Origin of the sequence: Heyndrickxia coagulans DSM 1 = ATCC 7050, from assembly GCF_000290615.1 — a bacterium.
Classification (GTDB): domain Bacteria; phylum Bacillota; class Bacilli; order Bacillales; family Bacillaceae_C; genus Weizmannia; species Weizmannia coagulans.
In genome coordinates, this window is sequence record NZ_ALAS01000062.1 from 1 (window position 1) to 23,536 (window position 23,536).

At 48.5% G+C, this 23,536-nt stretch carries 17 protein-coding genes and 1 riboswitch; of the genes, 10 read left to right on the top strand and 7 right to left on the bottom strand.

Going from position 1 to position 23,536, the window contains the following annotated elements; translation table 11 throughout:
- Nucleotides 1-207: 207 nt before the first annotated feature.
- On the bottom strand, nucleotides 208-1,701 hold the full coding sequence (locus IC21_RS02440) for a peptide MFS transporter (RefSeq protein ID WP_029142183.1): 1,494 nt from the start codon (nucleotides 1,699-1,701) through the stop codon (nucleotides 208-210).
- Between the two features lie 345 nt (nucleotides 1,702-2,046).
- Nucleotides 2,047-3,537, bottom strand: coding sequence for an amino acid permease (locus IC21_RS02445; protein WP_029142182.1), 1,491 nt, complete (start codon nucleotides 3,535-3,537; stop codon nucleotides 2,047-2,049).
- Nucleotides 3,538-3,636: 99 nt separating this feature from the next.
- Nucleotides 3,637-3,830: riboswitch (Lysine riboswitch) on the bottom strand.
- A 476-nt stretch (nucleotides 3,831-4,306) separates the two neighbouring features.
- On the opposite strand from IC21_RS02445, the gene IC21_RS02455 reads away from it, so the two are divergent.
- The 5 genes from IC21_RS02455 to IC21_RS02475 are packed head-to-tail and all read left to right on the top strand — an operon-like array spanning nucleotide 4,307 to nucleotide 8,651.
- Nucleotides 4,307-4,849 carry a helix-turn-helix domain-containing protein gene (locus IC21_RS02455; RefSeq protein ID WP_026684611.1) on the top strand — a complete coding sequence of 181 codons (543 nt, stop codon included), beginning with the start codon at nucleotides 4,307-4,309 and terminating at the stop codon, nucleotides 4,847-4,849.
- 30 nt (nucleotides 4,850-4,879) lie between these two features.
- Nucleotides 4,880-5,980 (top strand): ABC transporter ATP-binding protein, encoded by a 1,101-nt coding sequence (locus IC21_RS02460; RefSeq protein ID WP_017553709.1) that lies wholly within the window; start codon nucleotides 4,880-4,882, stop codon nucleotides 5,978-5,980.
- Nucleotides 5,977-6,768 (top strand): ABC transporter permease, encoded by a 792-nt coding sequence (locus tag IC21_RS02465; protein ID WP_019720133.1) that lies wholly within the window; start codon nucleotides 5,977-5,979, stop codon nucleotides 6,766-6,768. Before IC21_RS02460 ends, IC21_RS02465 begins: the two co-directional genes overlap by 4 nt.
- A gap of 3 nt (nucleotides 6,769-6,771) precedes the next feature.
- The gene (locus IC21_RS02470) at nucleotides 6,772-7,581 is read left to right on the top strand and encodes an ABC transporter permease (protein ID WP_017553711.1); all 810 of its coding nucleotides are present in this window, start codon (nucleotides 6,772-6,774) and stop codon (nucleotides 7,579-7,581) included.
- Complete coding sequence (locus tag IC21_RS02475; protein WP_019720134.1) at nucleotides 7,578-8,651, top strand: ABC transporter substrate-binding protein; 1,074 nt, start codon at nucleotides 7,578-7,580, stop codon at nucleotides 8,649-8,651. Before IC21_RS02470 ends, IC21_RS02475 begins: the two co-directional genes overlap by 4 nt.
- Before the next feature lie 1,372 nt (nucleotides 8,652-10,023).
- Here IC21_RS02475 and IC21_RS02490 read toward each other — a convergent pair.
- Nucleotides 10,024-11,412: a hypothetical protein gene (locus tag IC21_RS02490; protein ID WP_029142180.1), complete on the bottom strand. Its 1,389-nt coding sequence runs from the start codon at nucleotides 11,410-11,412 to the stop codon at nucleotides 10,024-10,026.
- A 502-nt stretch (nucleotides 11,413-11,914) separates the two neighbouring features.
- Between IC21_RS02490 and bcaP the strand changes: the two genes are divergently transcribed.
- Complete coding sequence (gene bcaP, locus IC21_RS02495) at nucleotides 11,915-13,324, top strand: branched-chain amino acid transporter BcaP (protein WP_019720533.1); 1,410 nt, start codon at nucleotides 11,915-11,917, stop codon at nucleotides 13,322-13,324.
- Between the two features lie 55 nt (nucleotides 13,325-13,379).
- On the opposite strand, the gene IC21_RS02500 is transcribed toward bcaP, so the two are convergent.
- Genes IC21_RS02500 through lutA form a run of 3 tightly spaced genes read right to left on the bottom strand, consistent with a single transcriptional unit; the run spans nucleotide 13,380 to nucleotide 16,269 of the window.
- A complete protein-coding gene (locus IC21_RS02500; protein WP_029142179.1) occupies nucleotides 13,380-14,099 on the bottom strand; it encodes a LutC/YkgG family protein in 720 nt (239 codons plus the stop codon).
- The gene (locus IC21_RS02505) at nucleotides 14,096-15,526 is read right to left on the bottom strand and encodes a LutB/LldF family L-lactate oxidation iron-sulfur protein (RefSeq protein WP_029142178.1); all 1,431 of its coding nucleotides are present in this window, start codon (nucleotides 15,524-15,526) and stop codon (nucleotides 14,096-14,098) included. Before IC21_RS02505 ends, IC21_RS02500 begins: the two co-directional genes overlap by 4 nt.
- Nucleotides 15,527-15,549: 23 nt before the next feature.
- Nucleotides 15,550-16,269: a lactate utilization iron-sulfur protein LutA gene (lutA, locus tag IC21_RS02510; protein WP_029142177.1), complete on the bottom strand. Its 720-nt coding sequence runs from the start codon at nucleotides 16,267-16,269 to the stop codon at nucleotides 15,550-15,552.
- Nucleotides 16,270-16,768: 499 nt separating this feature from the next.
- Here lutA and IC21_RS02515 point away from each other — a divergent pair, with 499 nt between their 5' ends.
- Nucleotides 16,769-18,172: an amino acid permease gene (locus IC21_RS02515; RefSeq protein ID WP_029142176.1), complete on the top strand. Its 1,404-nt coding sequence runs from the start codon at nucleotides 16,769-16,771 to the stop codon at nucleotides 18,170-18,172.
- Between the two features lie 190 nt (nucleotides 18,173-18,362).
- On the opposite strand, the gene IC21_RS02520 is transcribed toward IC21_RS02515, so the two are convergent.
- A complete protein-coding gene (locus tag IC21_RS02520) occupies nucleotides 18,363-19,520 on the bottom strand; it encodes an iron-containing alcohol dehydrogenase (RefSeq protein WP_029142175.1) in 1,158 nt (385 codons plus the stop codon).
- Nucleotides 19,521-19,797: 277 nt separating this feature from the next.
- Between IC21_RS02520 and IC21_RS02525 the strand changes: the two genes are divergently transcribed.
- From IC21_RS02525 to IC21_RS02535, 3 genes are all read left to right on the top strand, one after another.
- Nucleotides 19,798-21,051 (top strand): ammonium transporter, encoded by a 1,254-nt coding sequence (locus IC21_RS02525; RefSeq protein WP_029142174.1) that lies wholly within the window; start codon nucleotides 19,798-19,800, stop codon nucleotides 21,049-21,051.
- Between the two features lie 163 nt (nucleotides 21,052-21,214).
- Nucleotides 21,215-22,816, top strand: coding sequence for an ATP-binding protein (locus tag IC21_RS02530; RefSeq protein ID WP_029142173.1), 1,602 nt, complete (start codon nucleotides 21,215-21,217; stop codon nucleotides 22,814-22,816).
- Nucleotides 22,813-23,502, top strand: coding sequence for a response regulator (locus IC21_RS02535; protein WP_013858249.1), 690 nt, complete (start codon nucleotides 22,813-22,815; stop codon nucleotides 23,500-23,502). Before IC21_RS02530 ends, IC21_RS02535 begins: the two co-directional genes overlap by 4 nt.
- Nucleotides 23,503-23,536: the final 34 nt, after the last annotated feature.

Sequence of the window (23,536 nt, forward strand, 5' to 3'; positions counted from 1 at the left end):
CCTCACGCTCTATTAGTCAGTATCTGTTTTTCAGATTCTGACCCACCTTAAAAATTTTAAATTTGTGTCTTGACGATGGGGTCCACCTTTTCCTGCTTGTCATCGCTTACGGCCTGACACGAAAGAAGAAAAGCATTTAACCAGAAAAACCCGTTTGGAAAGGGATTTCCAAGCGGGTTTTTCTGGTGTTTTTCATCACTTCATCTATTATTTTATCCCTCTCATCAGCCGTTTGATGACCGGTGCATAGAGAAGCAGGAATATGCCCAAAATGACCGAAACAAGGCCGACGCCGCCGAAGTAGATCACTTCATGGTCGGCGCTGTACAGTTTGACAAGCTGGGCATTCAACGTTTGGGCCGCAGCATCAGACAAGTTCCAGAGACTGAGCATTTGCGCCGAAAATGCAGCTGGCGCCAGCTTCGTCGATACGCTCAAACCAACCGGTGACAAGCAAAGTTCCCCGATCACGACAAGGAAGTAGCTCAATACAAGCCAGAGCGGGCTCACAAGCGACGAAGAGCCGTTAAGGTAAGCCGGCACCATCATGACAATATAGGAAAAACCGGCAAGGATGAGCCCGAAAGAAAATTTAACCGGTGTGGACGGCTGCCTGTCTCCCAGCTTCACCCAAAGCGAAGCCAGAACCGGCGCAAAGACGACGATAAACAGCGGGTTAAGTGTCTGGAACCAGGACGGCAAAATATGGATGCCGGCAAAATTCAGCTGTGTCCGCTTGTCCGCATAGACAGCGAGCAGGCTCGCGCCTTGTTCTTCAATCGCCCAGAAGACGATAGAAGCAATAAATAAAGGAATATAAGCCAAAATGCGTGAGCGTTCGTCTTTCGATGTTTTCTTGCTGAAGTACATCATAATGAAGTACCAGGCAGGAATTAAAAATCCTAAAATGCTGACGATGGTAATAAAGCTGTTCAGATTTAAAATCCGTGCCGGAATGGTAATCGCCAGCAAAATAATCAGAATGACAGCCCCTGCGCCGATTTTTATAAAAGTCGATCTTCTTTCTTCCGGCGTCAGCGGGTTGTGCACGACAGAGCCGGCAAGCCCGAGATTTTTCTTTCTGGACATCACGAATGAGATCAAACCGAAAAACATTCCGATGGCTGCAATGCTGAAGCCGAGATGGTAATTGTACCCCTGGCCGATAGTCCCGACAATGATCGGCGCAAGGAAGGCACCGAGGTTAACCGCCATGTAGTAAATGCTGAAACCGGAGTCGCGGCGCAGGTCTTTTTCATCATACAATTCCCCGACGGTTGAAGCGGCATTTGGTTTTAACAAGCCTGTCCCAAGCACAATCAGCACCATAGAAACGATCAGCGCCGGGAACCCTCCCGGAAAGGACAACGCAATATGCCCGAGCATAATCAGCACCCCGCCGTAAAAAACGGTTCTGGCGGAGCCAAGCAGGCGGTCTGCAATCCAGCCGCCGATAATCCCCGACATGTAAACAAGCGCGCCGTAAATCGAAGCAATCGATGCGGCTGTTGTCGGATCCAATCCCAACCCGCCGTTTGACAGGCGGTCATACATGTAGTAAATCAGAATCCCTTTCATCCCATAGTAGGAGAATCTCTCCCAAAACTCTAAGAAAAATAAAGTCGACAATCCTTTTGGATGACCGAAAAATCCGGTCTGTGGAACAGTTTCCAGAACTTTTTTCTTGTCGATTGTTGACATGCCATTGCCTCCTTGTAAACATCACATATTGGCACAATTTGTAAAATTAACTGAAAAATAAGTGCTGGTTTTTTCGGGGAATAAATGCGATAGATAAAATATTAACGTAAAATGAGAAAAAAATAAAGATTAATTTTTTGGCAAATTTGTGTGCGCTATTGTTTAAGCCCTGAAACCCGCGTGAAATAAAGGATTTTGTGCTGGGAAAATATTTAAAAAGAATTTTTTTCTAGGTAAGGGAAACGTTTTCATAAATAGAAATAAAGGTAAATTTCATATAATTTATGTAAAGTGTAAGTTTCTGATAAAAGTAAAAACCCGCGGCATCCACCGCAGGTTTTTCCGTTATGGTTCCCGGTTAAAATCGCATTCCCGTAAAGAAACGACTTTTGTCTTTTTCACACATTTATAAATGAGCCATACGGCAATAAAGATGGGGAGGCCGATATACGAGACAAATACGCTTCCCCACTTAATATGGTCTCCCAAAAATGCCTGGTAGTTTTGCCCGAGAATGACGACCGTACAAACGGCAAACGCAAATAGCGGGCCGAATGGGAACCATTTTGAACGGTAAGGCAGGTCGCTCAAAGCTTTGCCTTGTGCTACATATGCACGGCGGAATCGGTAATGGCTGATGGCAATGCCGAGCCAGGCGATAAAGCCGGATAAGCCGGATGCGTTCAGGAGCCAGTTGTACACTGCCCCGTCGCCGAAGAAAGACGCAAGGAAAGCAACCGTTCCGACAAGCGCAGTGACAATCAGTGCATTCACCGGCACCCCGCGTTTATCCAGTTTCCCGAGGAATTTCGGCGCTTTGCCGTCGCGCGCAAGTTCCCAGAGCATCCGCGTTGACGCGTACATGCCCGAGTTGCCGGCAGAAAGAACAGCCGTTAAAATAATCGCATTCATGACAGAAGCCGCAAAAGCAATGCCGGCACGCTGAAATACAATTGTGAACGGGCTCATCGTAATGTCATCGGCGGTTAATCTCGAATCCGTGAACGGAATCAACAGGCCGATGACAAAAATCGCCAGAATATAGAAAAGCAAGATTCTCCAAAATACAGATTTCACAGCACGCGGAATGGTCTTTTCCGGATCTTCGCTTTCACCGGCCGCAACCCCGAGCAGTTCTGTTCCCTGGAATGAAAACCCGGCTGCCATAAAAACCCCGAGCACGGCCAGGAATCCGCCGTGGACTGGGCCGTCTGCAATCGTAAAGTTAGAAAAGCCGATTGTTTTTCCGCCCATAATCCCGAAAATCATCAGTGCGCCGACAATGATAAAGGCAATGACGGTTACGACTTTAATGATTGCAAACCAGTATTCAGCTTCCCCGAACCCTTTTACAGATAAATAATTTAATAAGAACATGATGAGAAGGCAAGCCGCACTCCACACGATCGAAGGCATGTGCGGGAACCAGAATTTCATGATAATGGTTGCTGCTGATAATTCGGCTGCGATCGTGATCGCCCAGTTGTACCAATAGTTCCAGCCAAGCGCAAATCCAAGTGCCGGATCAACAAATTTTGTTGCGTACGTGCTGAAGGTGCCTGCAACCGGCATGTAGGCGGCCATTTCTGCAAGGCTTGTCATTAAAAAGTACACCATGACGCCGATTAATGCATAAGCGAGAAGCGCACCGCCAGGCCCCGCGCTGTGGATTGCCCCGCCGCTTGCCAGAAAAAGCCCGGTTCCGATTGATCCACCGAGGGAAATCATGGTCAGGTGGCGGGATTTTAATTTCCGCTTCAGCTTCGTCAATTCACCCTTTTTTGCAACGGGAACCGCTCCGGCTGCAGTGCTTTGCCCATGATAGAAGTCATCCATCCTTGATTCACTCCTTTTTATATAGGAAGGAGCAGGGAATAAACAAAAATGCCGCAGTCGTGGAGACGCGGCATCAAAGCGTATACCCTCCATCAACCTTCCGAAGATAGCTCAACACATATGCGGGGGGGAATCGCATATGTGACAGTTCTGTTCCTGTTCGGAAACAGCCCCAACATGGCACCGCGGGATCCGGCACCACGTTTCGGCAGCTTTTCCTTTCAACCGGAGTCTTAAACTTTACCCGTGTCTCGTCCGATTTACTCATAAAAGCTGCGACCTCTACCTCACCGGATTTGATGAGGATTTTTTATTCCATTTGATTTACATATTATTATAGTTATTTTTTAGGGAAAATCAATAGAAAAGGAAGCAGAACGGGGTGGCAAAAATATATGGGATATAAAATGGGCTTAAGTTTTTACATCAAGCCCGGCACTAATTTGCATGATTGACTTTTTGCAGCGGGCAACAGCGCGGCAATATTTTGTCCATTTTATATACAGGCTTTTTGGCAAACATCTGCCTCTCCGTGCGAAAACTGCAAACGCCTGATTGGAATGGTTCGTTGGCTGAAAAGGAGGGGCTACCGCTTTTCCGCGTGTACAAACAGGCAGGATGACAGCCTGATTCGTGTTTTTTTTCAAAAAGGCCTTTACATCTGCCTGCTTTTTTATATAATACAAATGAAAGTAAACTTAAAGTTTAATAAAACAGAACTTCCTTGCCTTTGAGTTTACAAATGCTAAACAAATGGGAAGGGCTTATGATGGAAATTGGGAAAAAGATTAAAAACTTAAGGTTGAAAAAAGGACTCACCCAGGAGGAACTTGGAGAGCGCACGGATTTAAGCAAAGGCTACATTTCCCAGCTTGAGCGGGATTTAAGCTCCCCCTCGATTGACACGTTTTTTAATATATTGGAAGTGCTCGGCTGCACGCCAAAAGAATTTTTTGATGAAGAAGAGCGTGAACAAAAAGTGGTATACGGGGAAGAAGACCAGACCGATTATCTCGATGAAGAGCGCGGGTATAAAATCCAGTGGCTCGTCCCGGAGTCGAATGAAAAGGAAATGGAACCGATCCTGCTCACGCTTGAGGAAAAAGGGGAGTTTAAAACCTTTGAACCTTCTTTATCGGAAACCTTTGCCTATGTATTAGAAGGCCGGATTGCGGTGCGGCTTGGCAAACGCCTGTACCGTGCGAAAGCCGGAGAAGCCATTTATTATCATGCATCCGATGAGCATCAGATACTGAATGACGCGGAAGGCCGGTCCAGGCTTGTGCTCGTTGCCACGGAATCGTATCTGTAGGCTGCATGCGGAAAGAAGAGGAGGACAGCAATGAACAGCGATATCATCATTCGTTTTGACCATGTCACGAAACAATACGACGATGATCCTGCTATTTTGGATGACGTCAGTTTTGAAATTGAACGCGGAAAATTCTACACCCTGCTCGGGCCGTCGGGTTGCGGGAAAACAACCATTTTGCGCCTGATTGCAGGATTTATTGCGCCGACAAAAGGAAATATTTACATCAACGGAAAAATCGTGAATGACGTTCCGGCCAACCGGCGCCAGGTCAATACCGTTTTCCAGGATTATGCGCTGTTTCCGCATTTAAATGTGTATGAAAACGTCGCGTTCGGGCTGCGCATTAAAAAAATGAAGGCGGCTGTGATTGACCAAAAAGTAAAAGAAGCCTTGAAGTTTGTGAACCTGGAAGGCTATGAAAACCGGGAAATCAGCGAAATGTCAGGCGGGCAGCGGCAACGGGTCGCGATTGCGCGCGCGATTGTCAATGAACCGGAAGTGATTTTGCTGGACGAACCGCTTTCCGCTTTGGATTTGAAGCTGAGGACAGAGATGCAGTATGAACTGCGCGAACTGCAGCGCCGCCTTGGCATTACGTTTATTTTTGTCACGCACGACCAGGAAGAAGCACTTGCGATGAGCGATGAAATTTTTGTCATCAATAACGGGAAAATTCAGCAGAGCGGGACGCCGACCGATATTTATGATGAACCGATCAACCGCTTTGTGGCGGACTTTATCGGCGAGTCCAATATCCTTCCGGGGAAAATGATCCGCGATTATCTTGTGGAATTTAACGGCCGTGCGTTTGAATGCGTAGACCGCGGCCTTAACCCGAACGAGCCGGTTGAAATTGTCATCCGCCCGGAAGACCTGGAGATCACGACGCCGGAAAAAGGAAATTTGAAAGTGCGGGTGGATACCCAGCTGTTCCGCGGCGTCCATTATGAAATTTGCTGCTACGATGAAGAGGGAAATGAATGGCTTGTCCACTCGACAAAAAAAGCAAAAGTCGGGGATACGATCGGCCTTTATTTTGAACCGGAAGCGATCCACGTGATGAGATTCGGCGAAACGGAAGAGGAATTCGACCGGCGCTTGGAAGCGTACGATGAGGTCCGGCCATGAAAGTGAATGCACGCGCTTTTTATCTCGTTCCGTATTTGCTGTGGATCCTTCTTTTTGTAGTCGCACCGATTTTGCTCATTCTCTATTATTCTTTTTTTGATATTGAAGGGCATTTGTCGCTTGTCAACTATGAAAAATTTTTTACGCCCGTTTATTTGAAAATGGCGCTGAGCTCTTTTTGGTATGCATTTTTGATTACGGCGTTTACGCTTTTAATTTCGTATCCGACCGCCTATCTTTTGACAAAATCGCGGCATAAGCAGCTCTGGCTCTTATTAATCATTTTGCCGACATGGATCAATTTGTTGTTAAAAGCGTATGCGTTTCTCGGGATTTTCGGCACATTCGGCCCGGCCAACTCGTTTCTTGAATGGATTGGCATTGGGCAAAAGCAGATTTTATTTACAGACTTCAGCTTTTTGTTTGTGTCCACTTATATTTTTATCCCGTTTATGATTTTGCCGATTTATAACGCGCTTGAAGAACTGAACCCGGTCTTTATGGATGCGGCACGCGATCTTGGCGCCTCGAAATGGACCACGTTCCGCCGCGTTGTGTTTCCGCTCACGATGGACGGCGTAAAATCGGGGTGCCAGGCGGTCTTTATTCCGTCTCTGTCACTCTTTATGATTACGCGCCTGATTGCGGGAAACCGTGTCATTACGCTCGGTACGGCAATTGAAGAGCATTTCCTTGTCACACAGGATTGGGGGATGGGGTCCACGATCGCCGTCTTTTTAATCATTGCCATGGTCGTCATTATGATTGTGACCGGCAACCGGAAGTGAGGGATGAAGTTGAGAAAAAGATGGAAATGGTCAAACTTGTATCTGATATTTGTATTTATCGTCCTTTACGCGCCGATCTTTTATTTAATGTATTATTCGTTCAACAAAGCAGGGAACATGCATGAATTTACCGGTTTTACATGGGAATGGTACAAGGAAGTGTTCCAGGACACGCGCCTTGTGATCATTGTCATCAACACGCTTGTGATTGCGCTTCTCGCATCCGCGATTTCAACGGTGATCGGTGTGATGGGGGCGCTCGCGATCCGGTTTGTGAAAAGAAGAAGAACGAAAAATGCGCTGCTTTCGCTCAATAATGTGCTGATCGTAAGCCCGGACGTCATTATCGGCGCTTCGTTTCTGATTTTATTTACGATTGCAGGAATCAAGCTCGGCTTTACGTCTGTTCTCGTTTCGCACATCGCTTTTTGCATTCCGATTGTTGTGTTGATGGTGCTGCCGAAACTGCAGGAAATGAGCCCGACTTTGATGGATGCGGCGCGCGACCTCGGGGCGAGCCAGTGGGATGTGTTGTCAAAAGTGATTCTCCCGTATATTACGCCCGGTATTTTTGCCGGTTTTTTCATGGCGCTCACGTATTCGCTCGATGATTTCGCCGTCACCTTTTTTGTCACCGGGAACGGCTATTCCACGCTTTCCGTTGAAATTTATTCACGGGCGCGCCAGGGGATTTCACTCACGATTAACGCGCTGTCAACGCTGCTCTTTTTCTTCTCCATTATCCTTGTGATCGGGTACTACCTTATTAACCAGCGCCAGGCCCGCACGAACGGAATGGGGGTTAAAAGATGAAACAGTTGTTGCGTGTTTTCATTGCGATACTCGTGGTTGCCCTTGCCCTGCAGTTTCTCGCCGGGCGCATGAACCAAACGGAAGGCTACGCAGGCGGCAATACGCTTACGATTTACAACTGGGGGGATTATATCGACCCCGCCTTGATTAAGAAATTTGAAAAGCAGACCGGCATCAAAGTCATTTATCAGACTTTCGATTCGAACGAAGCCATGATGACGAAAATCTCCCAGGGCGGCACAACGTTTGATGTTGCGGTTCCGTCCGAATATATGATCGAAAAGATGAAAAAGGAGAACTTGCTGATTCCGCTTGATCATTCGAAGTTGCCGAACTTGAAATATATCGACCCGCGCTTTATGGATTTGCCGTTTGACCCGGGAAATAAATACTCGGTGCCTTATTTCTGGGGGACAGTCGGGATTGTATACAATTCAAGCATGCTCGGCGGCAAAAAAATTACAAGCTGGGATGACCTGTGGGATCCCGATTTGAAAAATCAGATTCTGCTTGTGGACGGCGCCCGCGAGGTGATGGGGATGGGGCTCAACAGCCTGCATTACTCGTTGAATGACACGAATGAAAAACATTTGCAGCAGGCAAAAGCAAAACTTGACCGGCTGATGCCGAATGTGAAAGCGATCGTCGGTGATGAAATCAAGATGCTGCTGGCCAATGGAGAAGCTTCGCTCGGGGTTGTCTGGTCGGGAGATGCGGCTGAAATCATGTCGGAGAATAAAAAGCTGAACTATGTTGTGCCGAGCGAAGGCTCCAATCTCTGGTTCGACAACATGGTTATCCCGAAAACAGCGAAAAACGTAGATGGCGCCCTGAAGTTTATCAATTTTATGCTCGATCCGAAAAATGCCGCGCAAAACGCCGAGTACGTCGGTTATTCAACGCCGAACCAAGCGGCTTTGCAGCTTTTGCCAAAATCGATTTCCGGCGACCGCCGTTTTTATCCGGACGCTGCACTTACAAAGAAACTCGAAGTATATAAAAATCTTGGCAAGAAAAAACTCGCCCGCTATAATGAGCTGTTTTTGGAATTTAAAATGCATACCAAATAACGAAAGCCGTCCCGAATCCGCGGGGCGGCTTTCAAGTTGATCACGGGCGAAAATAACCGGCTGAATGTCTTTTCCAGCGGGCACGGACATCACTCGGGTGGTGATTGAGATATTTTTTGGAGGTTTCAAAAGGCCAAAAGCGGCTTGGGTAGTGTTCGAAATGTCCTTTTGAAGGCCTCAAAAAGACAAAAGGAACCCGGGTAGTGGTCAAAATGTCCTTTTGGAGGTTTCAAAAAGACAATAACGGCCCGGGCAGCGATCGAAATGTCCTTTTGGAGGCTTCAAAAAGACAAAAGTGGCCTGGTTGGTGATCGAAATGTCCTTTTGAAGGCTTCAAAAAGACAAAAGGACCCCGGTCAGTGATCGAAATGTCCTTTTGGAGGGCTCAAAGGGACAAAAGCAGCTTGGTCAGTGATCGAAATGTCCTTTTGGAGGCTTCAAAAAGACAAAAGGACCCCGGGCAGCGATCGAAATGTCCTTTTGAAGGCTTCAAAAGGACAAAAGCGGCCTGGTTGGTGTTCAAAATGTCCTTTTGGTGCTTCAAAAGGCCAAAAGCGGCTTGGGTAGTGTTCGAAATGTCTTTTTTGAGAGTTCAAAAGGACAAAAGGAATCCGGGCAGCGATTGAAATGTCCTTTTGGAGGTTTCAAAAAGACAAAAGTGGCCTGGTTGGTGTTCAAAATGTCTTTTTGGAGGGTTCAAAAGGACAAAAGTGGCTTGGGTAGTGTTCGAAATGTCTTTTTGGAGAGTTCAAAAGGACAAAAGGAACCCGGTTAGCCCCCAAAATGTCCTTTTGGAGCTCTCCAAAAAACCAAAAGGAGCATCCCGAACATGATCATCACAGGTATGAAGACAAAAGTGTTCCCTGCCCGCCCCCAGAAATGTCTTTCAAAGTGGGCATGAAAGACAAAAGGGACCCGCCCGCCAATAGAAATGTCCTTCATCGAGATTATGAAAGACAAAAGAGAAGCGATCGAGGGTCCAAATGTCTTTCATCAATTGAATGAAAGACAAAAGAGAGACGTCAGCCCTCGGAAATGTCCTTCATCGCGGGCATGAAGGACAAAAGGGCCCCGCCCGACGGCAGAAATGTCCTTCATCAAAGTTATGAAAGACAAAAGGGGATCGTTCGAGTGTCCAAATGTCTTTCATCAATTGAATGAAAGACAAAAAAGAGACGGTAGCCCGCGGAAATGTCCTTCATAGCGGGCATGAAGGACAAAAGGGACCCGCCCGCCAATAGAAATGTCCTTCATCGTGGTTATGAAAGACAAAAGGGACCCCGCTCACCCCCGGAAATATCCTTCATCGCAGCCATTTGGGCGACCCGCGTTCTTGGCCATAAAAAAAGCAGGGTCTGGCCCCACTTTCGCCTTACGCTCTTCGCTTTTCCATATCAATATACAAATTCCGGTATGCATTCGATTCCGCCTGCATGCCGAGTTCGTGATAAATTTTTGACAACCATTTGACCGGGGTTGGGTCGTTTTCCCGCAACTCCATTTCCCAGCTGAAACAGTCAAGCGCCTTGTCGTATTGCCCAAATTCAAAATACAATTCTCCGAGCAGCGATTGCTTGTCGGGATCGTCCGCCATTTGGTGCATTTGCTCCACTTTGCGGATGGCCGGCAAATGCCCCGCTGCTTTCTTGAACGGAAGCAGCCATTCCATTATATAGGAAGTGTCCCGGTGCTGTAACAAATATGAAATGCACTTTGCCGCAAATTTCTCTGCCTGTGCCGGGTGCCCGGAAAAAAGTGGGGCAAGCCGGTTCAGCGTTTCCACATCTGTATGGCCATCCGGGCTCCATGATTCAAGCATATTTTCCACTTTTTCCGCCTGTTTCGCACTAAGCTGAATCTGTTCCTCAAGCATCATCGGGATCATTTTTTCCAGTTGTTTTGTCTCAATATAAAACTTCAGTAAATCCTGCTGCAGCGGTTCAAACTGCCGGATGCGGGCATAAAGATTTTCCAAAATGGCCATTTTTTCCGCCTGTTCAAAAAGCGCCTCCAGCCGCTCAAGAAGGGCTTTGTAACCGGCATCGGATGGCGCCGCCTCCATCTGTTCAAGGCTTAACGCGATTTCGTCCGCCCACCGGTTTTGCGCCCGCAGCAGGCTGCAAAGTTTTGCAAAAGCATCGGTATCCGGCATTTTCTCATATAAAAGTTTTTCGGCATAAAGGGGGTCTTTCCGGATCAGTTCGGGTGAATAGGATTGAAAGAGTTTGTCGTACTTAATCAGATTTAAATCGCGGGACATTTGCTTGACCCAGCTTTGCTTCGGCGCAAAATCTTTTAAGATGCGGAGGATGCGCGCGCACTGCAATAGCTGGCCGTTGCGGCGGTATTCGTAAAAGATGGACTGGATATATTCAAAGAGCTTCCGTTTCGGGACAAACGATTCGAAAAACGTGGCAATCCAGGCGGCTTCAAGTGGCGGGAACAGTTTCTCCATTTTGCCGGTAAGCTGGGCAAAATGAACGGTTTTAAAAGAGCAACCCGGCTGGAAAAGCAAATCAATCAGCGGATGGGGAGGCTCCAGCACAATGCAGTCACGGAAAGCCTGCGCCACTGCGGACTGCCGTTTCATTTTGGCGGCGGGTACCGCGTTCAAATAATGGTCCTTGTAAAAAATCACATACCACAGGCGGCCATCATCACCGGTTGCCTCGACAAATTTGCCCTGCAAAAAAACGGCCATCCTTTCTATATCCGCGTGAATCACGTGTTTGCGGTCTGTAATGGTCAATTGGGCTGCCATAAAATCCCCTCCTTGATAGTTTGATTATACCATACGAGAGCGGGATTGCGACCATCGGATATTCCGTAGCAGGCTCACGATTTTGAAGGATTGCGGGTTGTTCCAAGAAAGATTTTAGGCCCGTTTTTGGCGCTGAACCACCGTTGGCAGGCAAAAGATCCGTGGCAAAAGCCCGCCGCAGGGTTAAATTGCGAATTGATATGCTTACCCGGCCCCGGGTAAACGTATCAGGGGCCTTCACGAAAAAGCTTCGCGGACGTTCTTTTATTTCATATGCAAAGTTTTTACGCTGCCATGTTCTATTACGATGCAAATACAACAGTTTTTGCTGCCGGCAAACCAATACGGATATATCCGGGCAGGCTGAAAAAGCGTGATAAGGGTTACAATTTCTTACAATCAAAATTTTTTATTAATTTGTTATATTTCTATATTGATAAATTTTCAATGAAAAGTATAATAGAGATATGCAATTATACAAAAATTTTGGGGAGGATGAGAGATGAGCATCTTTCAGACAAAAGCAATCGCAAACCTTGTAGAAGAGACCCAGGGCAAGCAAGGGCTGAAAAAAGCGCTTGGTGCACTCGATCTCACTTTGCTTGGGATCGGCGCCATTATCGGCACAGGCATTTTCGTGCTGACAGGTGTGGCAGCAGCAAACTATTCCGGCCCTGCACTCGTCATTTCCTTTATCCTGTCGGGCCTCGCATGCGGATTTGCTGCCTTGTGTTATGCAGAATTTGCATCAATGGTGCCGGTTGCCGGAAGTGCTTATACTTACGGGTATGCGGCGCTGGGTGAATTTTGGGCATGGATTATCGGTTGGGATTTAATTTTGGAATACGGCCTGGCGGTTGCGACCGTTGCGATCGGCTGGTCCGGATACGCCGTGAACCTGCTCGGAAATCTCGGGGTCCATCTGCCAAAAGCGCTGACGCTTGCACCGATGGACGGCGGCATTGTCAACCTGCCGGCCATTCTCATCATCGCTTTGGTTGCCTGGCTGTTGTATTCAGGGGTCCAGCAGACATCCCGCCTGAACGGCATCATCGTAGCCATTAAAGTGGCCGTTGTCCTGTTGTTTATCGTGCTTGCTGTCGGGCATGTAAAACCGGTCAACTGGCATCCGTTCATGCCGTTCGGGTTTAAAGGCGTGCTTTCGGGCGCAGCGGTTATTTTCTTTGCTTACATCGGTTTTGATGCTGTGTCGACAGCTGCGGAAGAAACGCGCCGCCCGCAAAAAGACGTGCCACGTGGAATTTTGTTCTCCTTGTTAATTTGTACCGTGTTGTATATCATCGTTTCCGCCATTTTGACAGGCGTTGTCAAATTCAGCATTTTCGGCAGGCCGGAAGCTGCTTCTGCTCCAGTTGCTTATGCATTGCAGCAAATCGGCATTCACTGGGGTGCGGCACTGGTTTCCGTCGGGGCCATTTGCGGGATTACTTCCGTATTGGTTGTCATGGCATACGGGCAGACGCGTGTATTGTTTGCCATGTCGCGTGATGGACTTTTGCCTAAAATTTTTTCAAAAGTCAGTGAAAGGAGAAAAACCCCGGCGACTTCAACCGTTCTGGTCGCGATCGTAACCGCGGTCACAGCCGGGTTCCTGCCGATCAATATCGTGGCTGAGATGACCAATATTGGGACGCTTGCTGCATTTGTGATTGTATGCGTGGCAGTCATCGTGCTCCGATATAAACGCCCGGATCTGGAACGCCCGTTTAAAGCGCCACTTGTGCCAGTCCTGCCAGCCCTTGGCGCGATTTGTTGCACCATCCTGATCGCAAGCCTGCAGCCGGCAACTTTGATCCGTTTCGCTGTCTGGTTCGCAATCGGCATGGTCATTTACTTCGGATACAGTATCCGCCACAGTGAGCTGCAGCAGGGAGCGAAAAAAACAGCATAAAATCCAAAAAAATAGATGGCCTGTTTCAGCAGGCCATCTATTTTTTTACGTTTTGTTATTGATCGTTTACGACAATATAAGCTGCTTTAACTGGCCCATGGACGCCGACGATCAAGTTCATTTCAATGTCAGCGGAGTTGCTTGGGCCTGTAATAAAATTGATGCACGACGGGACGGTTTCCCCGTTTTTGATTTTTTCGCGGATCTTTAAGGCGGCCTGCGTCATACGCGGGACAATCGTGCTTTTCGGCACAATCGCGATATAGGTTTTCGGCAGCAGGCTGACCGACCGGCCGCGTTCTTTGCTGCTGAATAAAACCACCGTGCCGGATTCCGCCAGTGTGATATCACTGAACGTAATCCCGACATTCGCTTTCTCGCACAGCGCGATATTTTTTTCGCCGATTTCGGGATCCCAGACATGGGTTTCAATTCCCAATTTCGGCCAGCCTTCCTCAATCAGCGGGGTTAAACCGAATTCCCCAAACCGCCTGTCATTCCAAAGCGAGACAGGCCCGCCGCCGTACAGTTCCACGACTTCGTTTAATTTTCCGGGCAAAGTTTTTGCATCCGTTTCAAAAAAATCAACATGGACACTGAGCGACTGCTGGCGCAATACTTCCAGCAGTTCCTCCTGGTTTGCATTTGGCAGTACATCATATTGCGGCTTGTGCTTGTAATCCGGGCGGGCAACACCGGATACAACCGGCTTGCGGCCGAGCCTGCCGGCAATATTTTTTAAAAATGCATCCCGGTTTTGGATGGCTCCGTTCATTTTTTCTGCCCCCTGTCTTTTTCCCGCTTTTCAAACCAGTCGCGGAAAGGTTCTTTGTTCGGCGCAGGGAAATCGCGCACATCCGTCCACGGTTTCATCGGGCCAGGCCCTTTGTGGATCAAATCGTCTTTTAAAAACGGGCGTACGACTTTGGAAGCCATTTTTGCGCCTGCCCCGTAAAGCCCGGGTTTTGAAGCGCCGACACCGAATGCTTTCATCAGCAGCCGTTCCGCTACCGGCGAGCGTTTTTCTTTTTCCGCGATCACTTGGCGGTGCTTGATCAAAAGCTCATGCAGCGGAATTTTCACCGGGCAGGCTTCCGTGCAGGCGCCGCAAAGCGAAGAGGCGTACGGGAGTTCTTTGTATTTGTCGTATCCGCCTAAAAGCGGGCTTAATACCGCACCGATCGGTCCCGGGTAAATGGAGCCGTACGAATGGCCGCCGATATTCCGGTAAACCGGGCAAACATTGATGCAGGCTGCACAGCGGATGCACTGCAGCACCTGTTGGAATTCCGTCCCGAGAATATCGGAACGCCCGTTGTCGACGATCACGAGGTGGAATTCTTCCGGCCCGTCGACTTCTCCTGCTTCTTTCGGGCCGGTCACGGTTGTAATATAACTCGTCAGCCGCTGACCGACCGCGCTCCTCGTTAATAGGCTCACCAAAACTTCAAACTCTTCGTAAGTCGGGACAAGCCGTTCCATCCCCATCACAGCGATCTGTGTTTTCGGAAGGGTTGTGACCATGTCGGCATTCCCTTCATTTGTGACAAGGCCGACCGATCCGCTTTCGGCAATGGCAAAGTTACAGCCGGTAATCCCAATTTCCGCCGATAAAAATTCTTCGCGCAAAACTTTACGTACAAACGCGGCCAGCTCCTCCGGTTTTTCTGTGCCGGTATAGCCGAGGCGGTCGCGGAACACGTCGCGGATTTGATCTTTGTTTTTGTGCAAAGCCGGCGCGACGATATGGGAAGGATGGTCGCCGGCCACCTGTAAAATGTACTCGCCGAGGTCGGATTCGACAACAGTGCTGCCCGCTTCCATCAGGGCTTCGTTCATGCCGATTTCTTCCGTCACCATCGATTTCGATTTAATCACTTTTTTCGCGTTTTTTTTCTGCACGACTTCTTTAATATACCGGCTCGCTTCTTCAGCGGTCTGGGCAAAGAAGACATGGCCGCCGCGTTTCGATACATTTTCGCTTAATTGATATAGATAATAGTCCAGATTGTTTAAAACATGCTGGCGGATTTCTTCGCCGAGCGAACGCCATTCTTCCCAGTTTCCGAGTTCATTGGCCGCTGCCAGCCGGTTGGTTTGCAGCCGTTCCTGGGCACTTCGGACGGCACCGCGCATAAAATCATCGTTGATGCCTTCTTCGACCCTGCCTTTAAATTTTTCATCACTAATCGATAAACCCATTTTTTTCACCCCTTTGCCGTTTTTTAATCCCTGCTGTTCAAAACTTCAGCAATATGCATAATTTTTATCGGTTTTCCTTTACGCGTCATCCGGCCGCCAATATTCATTAAACAGCCGCAGTCGCCGCCGATTAAAACGTCGGCGCCGGTTTCTTCGACGTGCTCCACTTTTTCGTCCACCATTTGCTCGGAGATTTCGCTCATTTTCACGGAAAATGTGCCGCCGAATCCGCAGCATGACAATGCATTAGGAAGCGGCACAAATTCAAGGCCGTCCACATGTTTTAACAGTTTCATAGGCGCGTCTTTTACCTTGAGCAGGCGCGTCATATGGCATGATGGATGGTAGGTGGCCTTTGCGTGCAGGCTTGCCCCGACATCTTCCACTTTTAATACATCCACGAGAAATTGTGTAAATTCGTATGTTTTTGCAGCGAGCGCTTTTGCTTTTGGTTCCCACACCGGGTCGCCCGCAAAAATTTCCGGGTATTCTTTAAACATGTATGCGCATGAGCCGGAAGGGGATACGACGTAATCTGCGTTTTCAAACGCTTTCATCATTTGTTTCATCGCAGGCTTTGTATCTTCCAGATAACCGCTGTTATAGGACGGCTGCCCGCAGCAGATCTGGCCTTTTGGAAGATCAACTTCACAGCCCTGCCGCTCCAGCACTTCCACCATTGCTTTCCCGACGTCCGCTTTGAACATATCGACAAGGCAAGTGATGAACAAACTCACTCTCACAATATTCACCTTCTTAAAGTATTAGGCCAATCATCAGATGACCGGATTACTGTTATTATACTCCTTATAGTGAAAACTTGGCAATGAAAGAAATATAGGATTTAAAACTTTTGCCGTATAAAACGGCAAGCCTGATTGATTCCCGTTTCGGAATTGAAAAGTTAAGTCCATTCTATATATTCATTTTAATGGAAAAATACAAATAAATCACCTGATTTGCCGCTTTTTTTTGGCCCGGCCGCAAGCTTGGGCATCAGGTTTTTTCCGGGATCGGTTTGCGTTTCCTTTTCTCTTCATCCCGCAGCATTGCCAATTGATCTTGGCCTGGCATCTTGCCAGTTTTGGTTTGTGCGCTTCCAGGCTTCCTGTCGAATTCCTTTTCTTACCAGACTATAATTTTACCACATTAGTAATTTATCACTTTATCAAACTAAAGAAATACGTTAAAATAATGACATGAAATGGAGCGAAACCAAACCAACACAGAGGGTGAATATACATGAATAAAAAATGGGGACTTTGGACTTTAACCACGTTCGTTGTTGGCAATATGGTAGGCGGCGGGGTCTTCATGCTGCCGGCCAATCTCGCAAATAAGGCCGGGGCGCTCGGTTCAACACTTGCATGGGTTCTGACCGGCTTTGGCGTTTTGATGATTGCGCTCGTGTTCGGAAACCTGGCCATCCGGAAACCGGAACTGAAAGCAGGGCCGCAAAGCTACGCACAGTCGCTTTTTAAATCGAAGCAGGCCGGCCGGGTCGCCGGCTACAGTATGGCATGGGGCTACTGGGCAGCCAACTGGGCGGCAACGGCTTCCGTCATTATTTCGTTTGCGGGTTATTTAACGACATTTTTCCCGATTATGCAAAGCACGAAAATCTTGTTTTCGCTCGGATCTTTCCAAATGGAGGACGGGAAATTTTTGACATTTGCCGTGTGTACAGTGATGCTATGGGGGATTCAATGGATCCTGTCGCATAGCTTTAACAGCGGCGGAAAAATGAATCTTGTGGCGACGGTCACAAAAGTGCTCGGCTTTATGATGTTTATCGTCATTACCGTTTTTGCATTCGATGCCGCGAACTTCGGCAATGCGAAAGCTTTTACCGATGCGGACGGCCACGCCGTTTCTCTCTTCGGGCAAATTAACGGCGGCGCCATCTCCACATTGTGGGCGTTTATCGGGATAGAATCGGCGGTGATGCTGTCAAACCGCGCCAAATCACAAAAAGATGTGAAAAAGGCAACACTTCTGGGCCTTTTGATCTCGATCTTGATTTATGTCGGCATTACCCTGCTGACAATGGGCGCTTTGTCCCAGGCTGAACTGCGCGTCTCGCATAAGCCGCTTGTCGATGCGCTCGGCCAGGTGCTCGGTGCAAACGGCCAGTATATTTTAGCCGCACTGGCGCTCATTTCCTTGTTCGGTTCCACGGTAGGCTGGATTATTGTCAGCTCCGAAGTGCCGTACCAGGCGGCAAAGTCCGGACTTTTTCCGGCATTTTTCGGGAAAACGAACAGAAAAGGATCGCCGTCCCGTTCGTTATTGGTAACGAATATGATGACGCAAATCTTTTTATTTTCCACTGTATCGGACACCATTTCGGAAGCATATGATTTTGCCATTGTTGTGGCAACACTGGCGTATTTGATCCCGTATCTTGTATCGGTTATTTACCAGTTGAAGCTGGTGGCAGCTGGGGAAACTTATACGTCTCTTGGCGCGCGCACAACGGACGGCATCATTACCGGCATTGCGCTGGTTTATTCGATATGGGTCATCATCACCGGCACTGCCGATTTAAAAACATTCTTCCTCGGCATCGGGCTGTTTGTTATCGGCCTGGTTTTGTACCCGGTTTTGATGCGGGAAAATAAAGTATATAAAGAAGTGCTGGAGTAACTGCAACCCGTTGGGAAGGCTGCTTCCTGACTGGGCTCCTTTGCTTGGTCGGTTTCTAACGGGCCGCCGCTTTGTCCAGAATTTCTGCTGATTCGGAAGTGGGGTGCGAGTATTTTAAAGATGATAACCCCTCATTTCGCAGGCCCCGTCAATAAGAAAAGGATGTCCTATATAGGACATCCTTTTCTTATTACAAGCTCATTCTCAAAATCTCCCGCACATCTTCTTTGCCCAGTTTTCGAAAGTTGCCGATTGGGCCGAATGGCAGAGCTTTTTCCGCCAAGACGCCGAGCTTGTCATCGCCGATATTGTAATCTGCAAGCCGGCTTGGCGCGCCGATTTCGTTAAAGAAAGCACGGACTGCATCAATGCCGGCGAGAGCCGTTTCTTCGTCCGTTTTGCCTTCAGGATCCACACCCCATACTTCAACGGCAAACCGTTTGAAACGTGGGATATTTTCTTTATATACATACTTCATCCAGTTCGGGAAGATGATCGCAAGCCCGCCGCCGTGCGGGATATCGTAAACAGCGCTGACGGCATGTTCAATCGAGTGCGTTGCCCAGTCGGTTTCCACGCCGGCCGCAAGCAGGCCGTTAAGAGCAAAAGTGGAACTCAGCATTAAGTTTGCGCGTGCATCATAGTCCTCAAGGTTTTGCAGCACTTTGCGCGCATTTTCGATCACGGTTTTCATAATCGTTTCCGCAAAGCCGGTTTGCAACGGAATTTCTGTTGTATGCGAAAAATATTGCTCAAATACGTGCGAGAGCGTATCTGAAATGCCGTAAACAGTCTGGTTGCGCGGCACGGTAAACGTATTTTCTGGGTCTAAAATCGAGAACGCCGGGAAAGTCATGCTCGCTCCGTGTTTTTGCTGTGTTTCCCAGTTCGTAATAACGGAGCCTCTGTTCATCTCTGAACCCGTCGCAGCCAGCGTCAGCACAGTGCCAAGCGGAAGCGCTTTTTCCACTTTTGCCTTTCTTTCGTAAAAATCCCATACATCGCCGTCATACAGGGCGCCGCCTGCGATTGCTTTCGAGCAGTCGATGACGCTGCCGCCGCCGACAGCAAGAATCCAGTCGAGTTCATTTTCGCGGATCAGGGAGATGCCTTTTTTAACAGTGGACAGGCGCGGATTCGGTTCAACACCCGCAAGTTCGCGCACATGGCAGGCTTTTTTCTCAAAAATCGCCTGCAATTTATCGTACAAGCCGGAACGTTTGATGCTGCCGCCGCCATATACAAGCAAAATCCGTTTGCCAAGCTGGTCAATTTTTTCATTGAGCTTTTCGAGCTGCCCTTTTCCGAAAATCAGTTCAGTCGGGTTATAAAACGTAAACGGGTTCATTCAATTCCCTTCTTTCTTTGGAGTTTTACAGACAGATTGTACCACATTTTAGGATGTACCAATCATTTTAAAAGCTTGCAGGAGGAAAACAGCCCCCATCTGTAATGATTTGTGCACTGAAAGCGCATTCTGACAGGTTTGTAAGAAAACCTGACAAGAAATATAAAAATTTTAAAAAAATTAACGAAAAAGTATTGAAAAAATAGCTGACATCACATATGATAATTTATATAACAAAGATACGTTATAAAATTTAACATAAGAAAGGAAGAGGCAAATGGTTCCTGCAGATTCGGTCTTTATGTTTGTATCGACGGCGCTTGTTTGGGTTATGACACCTGCGATTGCGCTGTTTTACGGGGGGATGGTGAAAAGCAAAAACGTTCTAAGCACCGCGATGTACAGCTTCGGTTCGCTTGGCATTGTATCGGTATTATGGATTCTTGTTGGTTACTCGCTGGCATTTTCAACCGGCGGCAACGCGATTCTCGGCGATTTAAGCTGGGCGGGGCTGCACGATGTCACCTTTAAACCGAATGCAGATTACAGCGCGACGATTCCGCATAACTTATTCATGATGTTCCAAATGACGTTTGCGGTTTTAACCATTGCCATCATTTCAGGCGGTTTTGTCGGGCGGATGCGGTTTTCGGCATACTTGATTTTCATTTCCTTATGGTGCGTGCTCGTATATGCGCCTGTTGCCCACTGGGTATGGGGCGTCGGCGGATGGATCCGCAACCTTGGCGCACTCGATTTTGCAGGGGGCAATGTGGTTCATATTTCTTCCGGCGTGGCGGCCCTCATCCTCGCGCTTGTACTCGGCAAACGGAAAGAATCCGAAACCGGGCGGCATAACTTAATGCTTGTCCTGATCGGCGGCAGCCTCCTTTGGCTCGGGTGGTTCGGATTTAACGTCGGAAGTGCCTTATCGTTAAACGAAGTTGCCATGTATGCTTTCATCAATACCAATACAGCGGCGGCTTGCGGGTTAATCGGCTGGGCCGCGGTGGAATGGATTGTCAATAAAAAGCCGACATTGTCAGGTGCGATCTCGGGCGGCATTGCAGGGCTCGTAGCGATCACACCGGCAGCCGGGTTTGTAACACCAATGGCATCGATTTTGATCGGCCTGGTTGGCGGCATCGTCTGCTTCTGGGGCGTCACGTATTTGAAATCGAAACTCGGCTATGATGATACGCTGGATGCATTCGGCATTCACGGTATCGGCGGCACATGGGGCGGCATTGCAACCGGACTGTTCGCCTCCAAAGCGGTCAACTCCGCCGGCGCAAACGGCTTGTTCTACGGCGATCCGTCGCTCGTCTGGAAGCAGCTCGTCGCCATTGTGTCCACCTATATTTTCGTCGGCATTGCCTCCTTTATTATCATCAAAGCGATCCAATTGTTTATGCCGATCCGCGTTGATGAAGAATCGGAAAAAAGAGGCCTTGATATCACGTTGCACGGCGAACATGCTTATGGACAGCCGTACGAAGAGGGGGTTTACGAACAGGCTGCAGCAAAATAATAGAGGGCGGGCATATCCGCTTTTTTCCAGCTGCCGGGACATTCCCGGCGGCTTTTAATTTGCTTGGGCAGGGCACCCGTTTCAGTGCATCATTCCTTTTTTGCCGCAACATTTCCAAAAATCATGTAAAATGGAGATAAATCCTGTTTGGCGGGGGATGGGGATGCGCAAAAGGAAAGTTTCATTGCAGACAAAAATACTTGGGCTTGTGCTGCTCCTGTCTTTTTTGATCATCGGCGCGCTTTCCGGTTATTTTATGATGCTGGAGCAGCGCCAAATCGAACAACAGGAAGGGCGCCTGGCGTTAAATATTGCCAAAACGGTGGCGGCAATGCCGGATGTCGTGGACGCTTTCCAAAGCAAGGATCCGTCCGACACGATCCAGCCGCTTGCGGAAAAAATCTGCAAAGAAACCGGCGCCGAGTTTATCGTTGTCGGCAACAGGGAAGGGATCCGCTACTCCCATCCGCTCCCGGGCCGGATTGGCAAAAAGATGGTTGGCGGTGATAATGAACGGGCCATTTTGAAAGGGGAATCCTATATTTCAAGCGCAAAAGGATCGCTTGGCCCGTCATTAAGAGGGAAAACACCGGTACGCGACCGGAGCGGAAACATTATTGGCATCGTATCGGTCGGATTTATGCTGAGCGATGTGAACCGGCAGACCAACATCCACATGATGAAAGTTGCCGGAGTCGCACTGCTCGCTTTTTTCGAGGCCATCATCGGAAGCGTGCTGCTTGCCCGGGATATCCGCAAAGACACAATGGGGCTTGAACCGTTCGAAATTGCCTCGCTTTACAAAGAAAAGCGGGCCATTTTACATGCGGTCAAAGAAGGGATTATTGCTGTGGACCGGGAAGGGTTTGTCACCACCATGAACCAGCCGGCGAAAAAAATGCTGCATATTGGCGGATCAGTCAGGCGTACAAAGATTGACAGGCTGATACCGGCTTCCATTTTTTACGCCGTGTTAAAATCCGGCAAGCCGCAAATGGACCGGGAAATGGTATGGAAAGACCAGACGCTCATCGTGAACAGCACTCCGATTCACGATGAACGGGGACAAGTGCAAGGAGCGGTCGCTTCTTTCCGCGACCGTTCTGAAATTGAACGAATGGCCAATACATTGAGCGAAGTCCGCAAATACTCGGAAGATTTGCGGGCCCAGTCCCATGAATACGCAAATAAGCTGCATGTTCTTTCGGGGCTGCTGCAGCTTGGGGCATATGAAGACGCAAATGAATTTATCCGGGAAGAGACGGCATCCTTGAAAAACCAGCACGCCCGTGTTTTTGAAAAGATAAAAGATATGAAAGTCCAGGCGGTTTTGCTCGGCAAACTCGGCAAAGCATCCGAAAAAAAGATTCGTTTTGATATTGATCCGAACAGTTCTTTAGAAAGGTTGCCAAAGCAAATCGATGTGATGCGGCTGATTGTCATTCTCGGCAATCTGCTCGACAATGCTTTTGAAGCAGCAGGGAAAACAGATCCTCCGGCCGTCTTGTTTTTTGCAACGGATATGGGGGATGACATTGTATTTGAAATCAGCGATAACGGGCCCGGGATGGAAGAAGCGGTCCTCAGGCATATCTTTGAAAGGGGTTTTACGACAAAAACAAAAGAAGCGAACAGAGGGTTTGGCTTATCCAATGCCGCCCATGCTGTGTCAGAACTCGGGGGTTTCATTGAAGTCCACAGCCACCCCGGGGAAGGAACGGTTTTTACAGTTTATGTGCCGAAAAGAAAGGGTGTCGACAGTTGAAAACAATAAAAGCGGTGATCGCCGAGGATGATTTCCGGGTGGCGCTTGTCCATGAAAAATTTCTGGCAGAGTTCCCTTGTTTCGAAGTGGTTGGCAAAGCCCTGAATGCAAAAGAAACGCTGGCGCTTGTGGAGGAGAAATCCCCGGATTTTTTGCTTCTTGATGTGTATTTTCCTGACCGGCTCGGCGTTGACCTGCTTCCCGGCCTGCGGGCATTGGCGCCGCATCTTGACATTATGATGATTACAGCCGCTGCGGAAAAGGATTTTATCGAAAAGGCGCTTCATTATGGGGTGGAACATTATTTGATCAAGCCGGTTTCACTCAAGCAGTTTAAGGAGGCGGTCGAAAAGTATCTGGATAAAAAGCGCCTCCTGGAAACAGCGGGTACGGTGGACCAGGCCTGGGTCGATTCGCTGTTCGGGGCGCCGCGCCGGGAAGCGGGGACGCAGGAAACGGAGCTGCCGAAAGGGATTGATGCGATTACGCTGAGCAAAGTAAAAGCGGTGCTGGTTCCGGACCAGGGGCAGTCCGCTGAACAGGTCGCCGAAAAAATCGGCGCCTCCCGGACAACCGCCCGCCGCTATTTGGAATACCTGGTTTCCATCCGGACGTGCAGGGCAGAAGTCGAATACGGCATCGTCGGCAGGCCGGAGCGGAAATATTACCTTGTTTCATCCGTTTGATAGGTAAGCGCCGGCCATGCCCCCCTTTTTTTCG